Source organism: Aquimarina sp. AD10, from assembly GCF_003443715.1.
Taxonomy (GTDB): Bacteria; Bacteroidota; Bacteroidia; order Flavobacteriales; family Flavobacteriaceae; genus Aquimarina; species Aquimarina aggregata.
In genome coordinates, this window is record NZ_CP031965.1 from 1209464 (window position 1) to 1223260 (window position 13797).

Consider the following 13797-nt stretch of genomic DNA (forward strand, 5'->3'; position numbering starts at 1 on the left):
ATTAGGGTACTATTTATTTCGAAGAAATAATTATAAAGTATGCAGAGAATACTAAATCTTCAATAGTACAACAACCTCACTATCATATTTCCTTTAGAAATTACCACTTTTTTCATTAAAAAAATTAACGTACTGATAATAAATGCGTTAAATTTTTTAAAGAAATAGAATTCTTTATTAATCTTATATCTATCATTTTTTATTCATAACCTCTTTTTAACATTAAAGTAATAGATAAAAGAAATAATTAAGGACAGGTAACAATAACCTGACAATAAGTTAATTATGGATTAAAACATCATATATTAAATTTGTAGGATAAGCTATTCTATGAAAAAGCGTACTGTAGAACTTGTTGTTATTTCAGATGTCCATCTGGGAACATATGGCTGCCAAGCCAAAGAACTTCTAAATTATCTAAATAGTATTAAACCCAAAACATTAATTTTAAATGGTGATATTATTGATATTTGGCAATTTCGAAAACGATATTTTCCAAAATCACATTTAAAAATTATAAAAAAAATTATCGCATTTGCATCAAAAGGAACTGAAGTTATTTATATAACTGGTAATCATGATGAGATGTTACGCAAGTTTAGCGATACTCAAATAGGAGATTTTAAACTAGTAGATAAACTTGTGATAGAATTAGATGGTAAAAAAGCATGGTTTTTTCATGGTGACATATTTGATGCGTCAATTCAAAATGCAAAATGGCTTGCAAAACTTGGCGGTTGGGGCTATGATCTCCTTATTATGCTTAATCAATTGATCAATTGGTTTTTAATACGACTGGGTAAAGAAAAGTTTTCACTTTCAAAAAAAATCAAGAATAGCGTTAAAAAAGCAGTCAAATATATTAATGATTTTGAAGATGTCACGGCTGAGTTAGCGGTTCAAAACAAATACAGTTATGTTGTTTGTGGGCACATCCATCAACCGCAAATGAGAGAATATACCAATAAAAATGGTTCTTGTCTTTATTTAAACTCTGGTGATTGGATAGAAAACCTTACTGCTTTAGAGTATGATGAGGAAGAGTGGAAATTAGTACACTATGAGAATAAACAAATGGAAGCTTTTGCTGAACAAAATGAGGAATTCGAAATGAATATTGATCTGGAAGGGCTACAAACTTCTTTTATGACAAATCAACTATTAAAACCTTTAAAAAGATCATAACTAAACACAAATACTTCACACCTTAATTTAACCAAAATACCATTAACATGCGAATCACAAATAAAGTACTGATCTTTATATCACTGATCTTACTATTTTCTTGTCAATATATTGACGATCACACAGGAAATCCTATTTCTGTACCTCCACAATTGGTACTAGAAGAAAACATACAATACCAATTACCTTTTACTATACTATCCGCTATTGAAAATGATATTGAGATCAGAAATGGAGGTTATGGTTCGGCTGCTACGGCACATCCAAGAAATAAAGGAGAGTTTTATGCGATAACTGATAGAGGGCCAAATACAGACTTTTTAGATGGCAAAAAGTTTCCAGTATCCAGCTATACTCCTAGAATTGGTTTATTCTCTATAACTGCAAAAGCAGAAATCATATTGAAAAAAGAAATCCTTCTAAAAGATCCGGTAGGCACCCCAATTTCTGGTATTCCTAATCCTGAAGGAAAAGGTGCCACCGGTGAAATTCCTTATGATATTAATGGTAATCAATTACCTTTTGATGATTTTGGTCTTGATTCTGAAGGTTTAGTTACCTTGCGTGACGGAACATTTTGGGTATCCGATGAGTATGGACCTCATATCGTTCACTATTCTGCAGAAGGCATTGAATTAGAGCGTATTTCTCCAATTGGTGTAAATGAAGGAAACGGCGGAAGAAAACTTCCTGCTGTTTTTGCAAAAAGAAGACCAAACCGTGGTATGGAAGGTCTTGCTATTACTCCAAATGAAAAAACACTAGTTGGGATAATGCAATCTACACTGTATAATCCTACACGAATACGAACCGATCTTACTCGTATCATAACTTTTGACCTAGAAACCGGTGAAACTAAACAATATCTATATCGACAAGAAAAAAGCAACCTTTCAAATTCAGAAATTGTGGCGCTATCGAGTTCTGAGTTTTTGGTAGTTGAACGTGATGGCAAGTTTTCTGGAGAAGGACCAGTACAAAAGCATATTTATAAAATCAATATTTCTAATGCAACAGATGTAACCGGAAATGATATTAATGCTGAGTTTGGTTTACTTATCAATACTAAAACACTAGAAGAATCTACTTGGGCCGAAATAGGAAACACTGGTATTAGGCCTGTAACAAAGACTTTAGTTGCAGATCTTGTAGAAAAAACAGGATATCCTCATGATAAACTTGAGGGTATTTGGTTGATTGATGAACATACATTAGGTTGTATTAATGATGACGATTTTTCTGTTACCGACGTAAATAATGACGGTATTATAGAACAAAAGATACTACCAAATACAGATCAAAAAATTGATGCAGGTTCATTATACATGATTAAAGCGAATTTTTAGTTCGACAATTTCTTTACACCACATATCAAAATGGGATATAACGCTATATGTTATATCCCATTACTTTTGAATCGTAATATGTATCTTTGAAACCAATACAAAAAAACTTAATAACATGCTCGGTTTAAAATTAGCAACAGACCCTCGTTGGGCAAAAATTGCAGAATCAAATATTGAAGAAATATTAACTGACCATGCATGGTGCGAACAAAAAGCGGCTACAAATGCAATTACTATAATTACTATGAATTCTGAGCATACAGATTTGGTAACTGATCTTATTGTTTTGGCACAAGAAGAATTACAACATTTTCAAATGGTTCATAATATCATTAAAGAAAGAGGGTATACACTGGGTCGAGAACGAAAGGACAGCTATGTAAATGAGCTTTTTAAATATAAGGTAAGCGGTGGTGATGGTAGCCGTGTTCAAGGTTTGGTGAGACGCTTATTATTCTCTGCTATGATCGAAGCAAGAAGTTGTGAGCGATTCAAACTTCTTTCTGAAAAAATAAAAGATCCCGAATTATCCAAGTTTTATCATGAACTTATGATTAGTGAAGCTGGACATTACACTACATTTATTGGTTTTGCCCGCAAATACGGAAAAGATGTAGATGTCGATAAACAATGGGAAGATTTACTGCAGTTTGAAGGTGAACTCATACAAAGATATGGCACCTCTGAAACCATTCATGGATAATTAAGACTGCTCTTTTAAAGCTTTTCTTAAAATACTAACAGGATGTAGTGCCTCTCTTTTTGTACCATCTTTTATTTGATGTCTACAACTTGTACCCACTGCTGCAATAACAATATCCTTTGCCGTTTTTCGAATTGTCGGAAATAAGGTCTGCTCCCCTATTTGCATACTTATGTCATAATGTTCTTTTTCGTATCCAAAAGAACCTGCCATACCACAACATCCCGATGGAATAATAGTAACTGTAAAATTCTTTGGAAGATTTAGATATGCAAATGTTGTTTGAATATTTGATAGTGCTTTTTGGTGACAATGCCCATGTAATTTTATTCGTATAGTATCTTCTATAAATTGATCTGCATTTATATTTCTATTTGCAATTTCAGTATTCAAAAATTCGTCAATTAAAAATGTATGATCACTTAACTCTTTGGCAAACTCTATATTATCCGCTAACCTAGGATACTCATCTCTTAATGTCAAAATTGCAGAAGGTTCAAGACCGATCAATGGTGTTTCCTTGGATAAAAGACCATTAAACGCTTTTATATTTTTGTTGGCAATTTTTTTAGCTTGACTTAATAATCCTTTAGAAATAAAAGCTCGACCACTTTCATCATGATTAATGAGCTTCACTTCATAATTTAGTTTGGTTAGTAGTTCTATTGCATCAATACCTATTGAAGCATCAAGATGATTGGTAAACTCATCAATAAAAAAATAAACCTTTTTGATAGGGTTTTTAGGTGTTATTTTTTTAAGATTAGTTTTACACCAAAAGCGAAGTGATTGTTTACTAAGCAATGGTAAATCACGTTCTTTAGCAATACCTAAAGATGATTTTATAACGCCCGAAGTTACTTTGTTTTTAAAAATAAAATTAGTCAACCCTGGAGTTAATCTCCCCAAATGATTTAATTTATTATTGTACGCAAAGAGCTTAGTTCGTAGAGAAATACCATTTTCTTTTTGGTACTGATATTCAAATTCTGCTTTGAGCGTTGCAATATCAACATTTGATGGGCATTCACTAGAACAACCTTTACAACTTAGGCATAAATCAAATACTTCTTTGAGCTCTTTACTATTAAATTTATTGGTTTCATTTCCATTGGTTAAAAACTCGCGTAATGCGTTTGCTCTTCCTCTGGTTGTATCTTTTTCGTTTTTTGTTGCTCTATAACTTGGACACATTGTTCCTCCAGCTTCCACAGATTTACGACAATCACCACTGCCATTACATTTTTCTGCAGCCCGTAAAATCCCTAACGAGTCTGTGAAATCTAGAATTGTATTAATCTCTGGTTCTTCTCTATCAATATCATATCTAAGTTTTTGATCCATAGCATAGGCATCTACAATCTTACCTGGATTAAATATATAATTGGGATCAAAAACTTTCTTTATTGTTTCGATGATCTTATAATTCTTATCCCCAATCATAAACGGAATGTATCCGGCTCTTACAATACCATCCCCATGTTCACCACTCATAGAGCCATCATACTTTTTAACTAAAGTAGCTACATCATCGGTTATCTTCTTGAACAAAACCACGTCTTCGCTTTTTTTCAAATCTAAGATTGGTCGTAAATGTAATTCGCCTGCTCCTGCATGCGCATAATAAACGGCTTCTTGATCATGCTTTTTCATTACATCGGTAAATTCTGAAATGTAATTTGCTAAATCTGGTATTGCAACCGCAGTATCCTCTATACAAGCAACAGCCTTTTTATCGCCAACAATATTTCCTAAAAGCCCCAACCCAGCTTTACGTAACTCTAGTGCCTTATTAATTTCTGATCCTCTCAAAATAGCGTTAGCATAGCTTAATCCTGAATCTTTTAATGTATCTAACAGTGCATTTTTTTTATGCTCTAAGTTATGTTCATCATTTGCCTTTAATTCTAACATTAAAATGGCTTCTGGATCATCAACAATAAAAAATCTATTTTTTAGCTGTTCAATATTATTCTTAGTGCAATCAAGAATAGTTTTATCCATCATTTCACAAGTAAATAACTCATGTTGCATGACTGGTTCAACTGTTTTCAGACAATCGTTAATACTATTAAAATGAGCAGCTATCATTAGAGTTCGTTCAGGAGGCAATTCATCTAGTTGTAACGTAATTTTGGTTGTAAAAGCCAATGTACCTTCACTTCCTGATAGAAGTTTACACATATTAAACTTTGTATTTTCTTCAGAAAAAACTTCAGAATTAATAAGCTCATCTATTGCATACCCCGTATTTCGACGATGAATCTCTGGTTTGGGAAAATTGGTCTTTATCTGTTCTTGTACTTCTTTTGCAGATAGTTCTGTATATAGTTTATCGTAAATTTTTCCCTCTAAAGTTTCTAATTTGGTTTTTTGTTCAAATTCTTTTTTGGTGATTTCAGAAAAAACAACATCATTACCATCAGACAATATAGTGTGCATTTCTAATACCTTATCCCGAGTTACACCATATTGAATAGAAGTAGTACCACTACTATTATTACCCACCATTCCTCCTATCATACAACGATTAGAAGTAGAAGTATTTGGTCCAAAAAACAATCCGTGGACTTTTAAAGCCCTATTAAGGTCATCACGTATTACTCCAGGCTCTACGGTTACAGTTTTTTTCTCTGAATCTATAGCTAATATATTAGTGAAATGCTTAGAAACATCAACCACTATACCATCTCCAACACATTGACCTGCTAATGAAGTCCCAGCAGTTCTGGGTATCAATCCTATTTTGTTTTGGTTGGCAAAGGCAATTAAAGTTTTTATATCGTTAGTAGATCTAGGAAATGCCACCGCCATGGGTGTTCTACGATAAACAGACGCATCGGTAGCGTACAATGCCTTCGATAAATTGTCAAATTTAATTTCGCCTACTAAATCATCACTCAATGACTTAAGTGCATTGCTATCTATCATATTTCTCTTTCTTTAACATAGTATCTAACGACACTGGTCTTTTAAAATTAGTATCAAAACATATAAAACTATCAGTTCCTGCCACACCGTCAATTTGATGAACCTGCTCATATAAAATCTCTCGTAAATGTTGATTGTCATATGCAAAAATAAGGATGAAAATTGCATAATTACCCGATACATAATTACATTCTAAAATTTCAGGAATTTCATTTAACCCTTGAACAACTTGTTCTGCATATCTAGCTTCTCTAAGACGAATACCAACATAAGATTTGGTTCTAAAACCAATTTTCTTTTCATTAACTACAAATTCAGCTTGCTCAATAACTCCGCGTTGCCTTAGTTTTTTAATTCTTTGATGTACTAAAGAATTAGAAATTTTAAGTTCTTCTGCAATTTGTGAAAACGGTTTTCTTGCATCTTTGCGTATTTGTAATAATATCTGTTGGTCTATATAATCAAAGTGATCCATAAGTATTGAGAATTTTGTGTATCAATCCTAATATTTATTTTTTAAACTAAAAATAAAACTAAATTGACATTAATTTGGGTATTTATAAATTAAATAACAATTTAATTTTAGTAATTATAGTCAAAACTAATAATTTTGTTTTAAATAAAAACACAACTAAAATGAATTCTACTATTTTTTTTGAAGAATTATGGAAACAATACACTTCAAAAACTCCGTCTGCTAAAAAAGTAAAATCATTATTTGAAGCAAATGGTAATACTATTGTTAATGATCATATTGCTATTCGTACATTTAATGACCCAAGAGTATCAATAGATGTTTTAGCCAAACCTTTTATTGCTATGGGCTATGTATCTAAAGGTGAATATCACTTTGAAGCTAAAAAACTGTATGCACAACATTTTGAACATACAACAGATACTAATGCTCCTAAGATTTTTATAAGTCAATTACTGCTGGAAGAATTCTCTGATCAGTTACAAAATACAGTTCAAACTATTTTAGATACAGTAGATAAAGATATATTCTTACAAGAAGATCTTATTTTAAAAGGCAAAGTCTGGTCTCAGCTTTCTTTTTCTACATATAAGAAGTTATTACAAGAATCAGAATATGCTGCATGGATGTATGTTAATGGATTTTGTTCGAATCATTTTACTGTAGATGTAAATAAACTAGAGACTTTTAATACTCTTATTGAAGTTAATGATTTTCTGAAAGAAAATGGTTTTAAAATGAATTCTTCTGGAGGAGAAATAAAAGGAGACGCCACAGTATTCTTAGAGCAATCTAGTATTTTAGCTGATGTTATTAAGGTAGAATTTAACGAAGGAATTCAAGAAATAACCTCTTGTTATTATGAGTTTGCATTTCGTCATAAACAGCTTAACGGAGAACTATTTACTGGGTTTATAGCGGGGTCTGCTGACAAAATTTTTGAAAGCACAGATATGGAACTTCAAGGGAAGTAGTTAATCGAAATTAACAAAAGTTTAAGATTACTACTTACAGAATAGAAGAATTGTGACGTTATATTCGAAAACTGAATATAAAAACCTATTTACAATGACGAAACGTTTTTTAATTATTGCGGCTTTTTTATTAGGTGCAATACCAACAATCCAGTCTCAAGAAATATCAAAAAATGCCCTAGGACTTAGACTTGGAGATAATGATGGATTTGGAGCTGAAGTTTCCTATCAAAGAGGACTAAGTGGAAATAATAGATTAGAGTTTGATTTGGGATGGAGAGATTTTGATTTTGCAAATGCTATAAAATTTACAGGACTTTACCATTGGGTTTTTAATCTAGATAAAGGATTTAACTGGTACGTTGGTCCAGGTGGTGGAGTTGGAATAGTAGATTATGATAATGATTTTCCTGGAGATGATAGTAGTGACAGTTTCTTTTTCATTGCCGGAGATATTGGTATAGAATATAATTTTGATATCCCATTACTGCTTTCTCTTGATCTACGACCAGAAATTGGTTTTGGAGACTTTAATGATGATTTAGATTTGGATATTGCCCTAGGTATTCGTTACCAATTTTAAGTATCAAAATACAAACACATAATATTTTAGAAATCGTTCCTAAGATATTGCTAATGCGCTTTCGTATAATGCAATATATTTAGGAACGATTTCATTTACATCAAACTTTTGCGCTTCTGCATACGCTCTTTGTTTAAATTGTTCCAATACTACATCATCTTTTAGGATTTTTATTGCATTTTTAGACATGTCCTGTATATCTCCAACATTACTTAAATACCCCGAAACCCCATGATTATTAACCTCAGGAATTCCACCAGCATTACTTGATATTACAGGTACTTTATTTACCATAGCTTCTAGAGCCGCTAACCCGAAACTCTCTCTTTCTGATGGTAATAAAAACAAATCAGAAAAACATAATATTTTATCTATTTCATTACTATTACCTAAAAAGATCACTTTGTCTTTAATCCCTAATTCTTTACATTTTTGCTCTGCAGGTTTACGCTCAGGACCATCTCCTACCATTAGCAACTTAGCAGGCATTTCTTTTTGTATATTATAAAATACATCTACAATATCTGTAATACGCTTTACTGCTCTAAAGTTACTTATATGGGTTACGATTCTTTCTTCTGGTAAAGCCATTACATCTCTTTGACAATCTGTAAAGCTTGTTTTTTGATGTGTTAAATCTATAAAATTGGGGACTACTTTAATTTCATTAGTAATATCAAACAAACGTAAAGTATCATCTTTTAGATTCTGAGAAACAGATGTTACTATGTCACTATTATTTATACTAAAAGTTACCGCAGTTTTATAAAATGGATGATTACCTACTAAAGTGATATCTGTACCATGTAGCGTTGTCACCATAGGAACATATATACCTTCTTCTTCTAACATTTTTTTTGCCATATATCCGGCATATGCATGCGGAATTGCATAATGCACATGAAGAACATCTATTTCGTATTTTTTAATAGTATCAACTAACTTACTAGACAAAGCTAATTCATAAGGTTGATAATGAAAAAGTGGATAGGTAGGTACATTAACCTCATGAAAATGAATATTAGGGTTTAATAATTCTAACCGAACGGGTTGCTTATATGTTATAAAATGAACTTCATGGTTTAATTTGGCAAGGGCAATTCCTAATTCGGTGGCCACAACTCCACTACCTCCAAAAGTAGGATAACAAACTATAGCAATTTTCATGTATTATCTTTGATTTTTTCCTTTTAGTTAGACGAAACTCATTAGCAAACATTTCTTAATTTATGCTCAATTAATACTTTTAAGAGTTTCTTTCACTACATTTTCTTTTGGGACAAGGTACAAGAAAAATAGTATAGCATTTTGTTAAAGTAGTTGTAAAAAAGTACTTTGTTTTAGAATAGTATTTTGAGAATAAACAATAAAGATTAAAAACACATAAAAGATAAAAGCAATTTTCATTTTCATAATGATTAGTTTATGAAAAACCGCATCAAACAACATCCCAAAATCTAAATAAAAAAAGCAGATCATAAGCCGGATTCTGTTTCCTCGTCGAAACGAATATCCTTATCATTTATCTAGACTAACAATTACTTATTAGCTCAAACCGTCTACCCTCCAACGTTGGGCGCGCAACCCTTAAAGCTGGTTTACATGACGTTGCACCGCATAGAGTTTACCTGGTTTCACTACAGCATTACCTGTACATACTTTCTGCTGCACTTGTCCTATCTCGAGTAATCAAGATGACGGGAGTTACCCGCTATGCTACGCTATGGTGTCCGGACTTTCCTCTTTATATTTAACATAAAGCGATAAGGTGATCTGCTTTTTGCAAAAGTATTACAATTCTAAATTTAGAACTATTTTTTTGCTGTTAATAACTAAATATAAAAAGCGAATACTATAATTTATTATTTCTCTGCAATTTTTAACTTTGCAGTAATGGAGCATTTCATAGTATCAGCACGTAAATACAGACCTCAAACATTTAAAGATGTTGTGGGGCAACAAGCTATTACAAATACATTGCTGAATGCTATTGAAAATAATCACCTAGCACAGGCGCTTCTTTTTACTGGACCACGTGGAGTTGGAAAAACATCTTGTGCCAGAATATTGGCAAAAACCATTAATCAAGATGGAAACGAAGATCCTGATGAGGATTTTGCTTTTAATATTTTTGAATTGGATGCTGCGTCTAACAATTCTGTTGATGATATAAGAAGTCTAATTGATCAGGTACGTATTCCTCCTCAGGTAGGAAAATATAAAGTATATATTATTGATGAGGTGCATATGCTATCACAAGCAGCTTTTAATGCTTTTTTAAAAACATTAGAAGAACCGCCTAAACATGCAATCTTTATATTAGCAACAACCGAGAAGCATAAAATAATACCAACCATCTTATCACGCTGTCAAATATTTGATTTTAAACGAATAACTGTTACAGACGCTAAAAATCATTTAATCGAGGTCGCCAAACAAGAAGGAATAACTGCAGATGAGGATGCTCTTCAAATTATTGCTCAGAAAGCTGATGGTGCCATGAGAGACGCTTTATCTATTTTTGATAGAGTAGTGAGCTTTAGTGGAAAAAACTTAACGCGACAAGCTGTAACTGAAAACCTAAATGTATTAGATTATGAAACTTATTTCAAAACTACTGATCTAATACTACAAAACAACATTCCTCAATTACTTATTGAGTTTAACGAAATTTTGTCTCTAGGTTTTGATGGACATCATTTTATCGCAGGACTAGCATCACACTTTAGAGATTTATTAGTTTGTAAAAATCCTGCTACCGTTACACTCTTAGAAGTTGGAGAACAAACAAAAGCAAAGTATCTAACGCAATCTCAAAATGCATCACATCAATTTCTGGTGCAAGGTATAACATTGGCAAATGATTGTGATTTAAAGTATAAAACCAGTCGCAACCAACGACTGCTTGTTGAGCTTTGCCTTATGCAGCTTGCCTCTATCCTACTTCCGGATGGAGAAAAAAAAAATGACAAACCTTACATAATTCCTCCTTCATATTTTAAAGAAAAAGGAATAACTGCTGTCAAAATTTCTTCTGAAGTAAAAGAAAAAGCATTAGAAAAGAAAAAAGAAGTCATACAAGAACAACATATTGTTCAAGAAAGTAATGTTGATACACCGACAGCCCCCTCGTCAACAAATCAAGAAGTAATAACAGCCACAAATACTGAAGTCAAAAAACCGGAGACGATAGCAAAAAAAGTTAATATCCTTCAACGTGAGCGCAAGACTTCTGGATTGTCACTAAGCAGTATCAAAAGAAAAAAAGAGCATCAAGAAAATAAAGAAGAAAAAGTAATTGATCCCACAAACCTTCCTAAAGAAGGGTTTACTGAAGAAAAAATGCAAGAAGGATGGGCAGAATATGGTAAAATGCAAGACAAAAAAGGAGAACGTATTATTGGTTCTATGTTTGCCATGAATATTCCAACATTAAACGGAATGGAAATTTGTTTAGAATTACCAAACCAATCTATGAAAGTTGATTTGGAAGCTGCACAATCCGGATTGCTTCAGTATCTATATAAAAAACTAAATAATTATAGCATTACTTTAAAAATTACAGTGAACGAAGAAGCTTCTAAGAAATATGCTTTTACACCACAAGATAAGTATGAAAAGTTAAGAGAGAAAAACCCTCTTATAGATAAACTGCGTAGCGATTTTGATTTAGACATCTAAATTACAGTTTCTCATATTATCATTATTCACTTACTATTTTATTATAGATATACTACTTATAAATGCCAAAATTGCGTTTATTTAAAATTAACTGACTGTTATGGTAAAAACACACAAACGTTACCAACACTACCGTAACTCATTAAAACAAAACACTTTACGTAAAATTTTAATCAAAAATTAAGTATCTTAGAATAATAATAACCTATACCACTATTATTATGAAAAAAATATTTTTAATCCTCATGGGAGTAAGTTTTTTTTCTTTGGCTTGCGTCGATAAAAAAGCTGAAGAGGAAAAGAAAAAGGCAGCTGAAGCAGAATTAAATAAACAAGTAGAAGCTGTTGAACAAGAAATTGATAAAGATTTTGAATCCCTTGAAAAAGAAGCGAAAGAAATCGATGATGCTTTAAATGAACTAGACAATCTATAAAATCAAAATCATGAAAATCTTAAAGTATTTATATATAGCCGTGTTGATGATAGGCTTTATCGGGACTGCCCATGCACAAAAACCAAAAGAAGTTGCCAAGCAACGTAAAGAGACCATCAAGCAACAGAAAAAAGAAATGAAGGTCAAGCGTACCGAAATGAAGGAGAAGAAAGAACAAATAAAAGCTAAAAAAACTGAAATAAAAGAAGCCAAAAAAGAGCTTAAAGCAGAAAAGAATGCCATTTTAGGAGAGCACAAAGAAAAAATGAAAGGGATGACTCCCGAAGAAAAAAAGGCTTATCTAAAGGAAAACCCAGATCTAAAACAAAAATTAAGTGCTTTTAAAGAATCAGCAAAAGAAAAAAGAGAAGAGATTAAAGCAAAAAGAATTGAATTCAAAAATGAAAAAGTCAATGCGGTTCAAAATAGAATAGAAAACAAAAAAGAAAGGTTAACCTTTCTAGAAGAGCGAAATAGCAAAGGAACAGATAAAATCGAAAAAACAAAAAACCGATTACTATCACAAAAGGAAGCCGGAGAAATTACAGAAGAAGAATACTCAGAAAAAATGGCCAAATTGACAAAAATTGAAGAAAAACTAAAAAAACACGAGAACAGGGTTAGCAAAGTAAAATCTGGTATTACCAAAGGAGAAGAAAAATTATTAAAGCTCGATTCTAAAAAAGAAAATAATAATTGATTTACTTATTTAGTAGCATAAGTTATCTATAACTTACCAAGCGAATTTATTGATACTATCTTTTTTATATTTTAACTGGGTACATTTATTTAACAGTACTTATATCGAGAGTTAACATTAGTTTTAGTTAATTTTACATTGTAATTCAAATAGTAAAAAATGCTCGGTTTAAAACTTCCTACAGACCCACGATGGGTGAATATCGTCGAAAAGAACATTGAAGAAATACTAACCGACCACGCCTATTGTGAGCAAAAGGCAACGTCGACAGCAATATCACTAATTGTAAGCTTTCCAGAATACACCGAATTGGTACAAGAAATGACTAAGCTCGTAAAAGAAGAGATTAGTCATTTTAAAATGGTACATGATAAAATCATCGATCGCGGTTGGATACTTGGGCGAGATCGAAAAGATGAATATGTTTTACAATTGGTTACTTTTTTCCCGAAGGGAGGAAGTAGAACTACGCAACTCGTGCATCGATTACTTTATGCTGCTCTTATTGAAGCAAGAAGCTGTGAGCGCTTTAAGTTATTGTCTGAAGAGTTAGAAGATAAAGAACTTGCCGATTTTTACCGAAGTTTAATGGTTAGTGAAGCCAATCATTATACTATGTTTTTAAACTTTGCCAGACAATATGGTGAACGTCAAGAAGTAGATAAAAAGTGGGAAGAACTACTGGTTTATGAAGCAGAAATCATGAAAGGGTTAAGTAAAAATGAAACCATACATGGATAAGAAAAACACCAAATTATGTACATAATTTGGTGTTTTTAGTTTTA

General features: G+C 32.0%; 12 protein-coding genes and 1 other RNA gene. 9 read left to right on the forward strand and 4 right to left on the reverse strand.

Annotated features, from left to right (window positions below):
• Positions 1-330: 330 nt before the first annotated feature.
• From D1816_RS05145 to D1816_RS05155, 3 genes are all read left to right on the forward strand, one after another.
• Positions 331-1185, forward strand: coding sequence for a UDP-2,3-diacylglucosamine diphosphatase (locus D1816_RS05145; protein WP_118501438.1), 855 nt, complete (start codon positions 331-333; stop codon positions 1183-1185).
• A gap of 47 nt (positions 1186-1232) precedes the next feature.
• Positions 1233-2531, forward strand: a complete 1299-nt coding sequence (locus D1816_RS05150; RefSeq protein WP_118501439.1) for an esterase-like activity of phytase family protein — start codon at positions 1233-1235, stop codon at positions 2529-2531.
• 115 nt (positions 2532-2646) lie between these two features.
• Positions 2647-3234, forward strand: a complete 588-nt coding sequence (locus tag D1816_RS05155) for a tRNA-(ms[2]io[6]A)-hydroxylase (protein ID WP_066309633.1) — start codon at positions 2647-2649, stop codon at positions 3232-3234.
• On the opposite strand, the gene D1816_RS05160 is transcribed toward D1816_RS05155, so the two are convergent.
• Positions 3235-6165 carry an FAD-binding and (Fe-S)-binding domain-containing protein gene (locus D1816_RS05160; RefSeq protein WP_118501440.1) on the reverse strand — a complete coding sequence of 977 codons (2931 nt, stop codon included), beginning with the start codon at positions 6163-6165 and terminating at the stop codon, positions 3235-3237.
• Positions 6155-6640 carry an Lrp/AsnC family transcriptional regulator gene (locus D1816_RS05165; RefSeq protein WP_066309628.1) on the reverse strand — a complete coding sequence of 162 codons (486 nt, stop codon included), beginning with the start codon at positions 6638-6640 and terminating at the stop codon, positions 6155-6157. The genes D1816_RS05160 and D1816_RS05165 overlap by 11 nt, the downstream gene beginning before the upstream one ends.
• A 161-nt stretch (positions 6641-6801) precedes the next feature.
• On the opposite strand from D1816_RS05165, the gene D1816_RS05170 reads away from it, so the two are divergent.
• Together D1816_RS05170 and D1816_RS05175 are read left to right on the forward strand one after the other, a co-directional pair.
• Positions 6802-7614, forward strand: coding sequence for a DUF1338 domain-containing protein (locus tag D1816_RS05170; RefSeq protein WP_118506212.1), 813 nt, complete (start codon positions 6802-6804; stop codon positions 7612-7614).
• A gap of 94 nt (positions 7615-7708) precedes the next feature.
• Entirely contained in the window at positions 7709-8197 is a 489-nt protein-coding gene (locus tag D1816_RS05175; protein WP_066309627.1) for a hypothetical protein, read from the forward strand.
• 39 nt (positions 8198-8236) lie between these two features.
• On the opposite strand, the gene bshA is transcribed toward D1816_RS05175, so the two are convergent.
• Both bshA and rnpB read right to left on the reverse strand, forming a co-directional pair.
• On the reverse strand, positions 8237-9364 hold the full coding sequence (bshA, locus tag D1816_RS05180; protein WP_066309625.1) for an N-acetyl-alpha-D-glucosaminyl L-malate synthase BshA: 1128 nt from the start codon (positions 9362-9364) through the stop codon (positions 8237-8239).
• Positions 9365-9660: 296 nt separating this feature from the next.
• Positions 9661-9977, reverse strand: an RNA gene (gene rnpB, locus D1816_RS05185) — RNase P RNA component class A.
• Between the two features lie 113 nt (positions 9978-10090).
• Between rnpB and D1816_RS05190 the strand changes: the two genes are divergently transcribed.
• From D1816_RS05190 to D1816_RS05205, 4 genes are all read left to right on the forward strand, one after another.
• Positions 10091-11878 carry a DNA polymerase III subunit gamma/tau gene (locus tag D1816_RS05190; RefSeq protein ID WP_118501441.1) on the forward strand — a complete coding sequence of 596 codons (1788 nt, stop codon included), beginning with the start codon at positions 10091-10093 and terminating at the stop codon, positions 11876-11878.
• A gap of 221 nt (positions 11879-12099) precedes the next feature.
• Complete coding sequence (locus D1816_RS05195) at positions 12100-12312, forward strand: hypothetical protein (RefSeq protein ID WP_118501442.1); 213 nt, start codon at positions 12100-12102, stop codon at positions 12310-12312.
• A gap of 10 nt (positions 12313-12322) precedes the next feature.
• Positions 12323-13012: a hypothetical protein gene (locus D1816_RS05200; RefSeq protein WP_118501443.1), complete on the forward strand. Its 690-nt coding sequence runs from the start codon at positions 12323-12325 to the stop codon at positions 13010-13012.
• A gap of 159 nt (positions 13013-13171) precedes the next feature.
• On the forward strand, positions 13172-13753 hold the full coding sequence (locus D1816_RS05205) for a tRNA-(ms[2]io[6]A)-hydroxylase (RefSeq protein ID WP_066309616.1): 582 nt from the start codon (positions 13172-13174) through the stop codon (positions 13751-13753).
• The last annotated feature ends 44 nt before the right edge of the window (positions 13754-13797 follow it).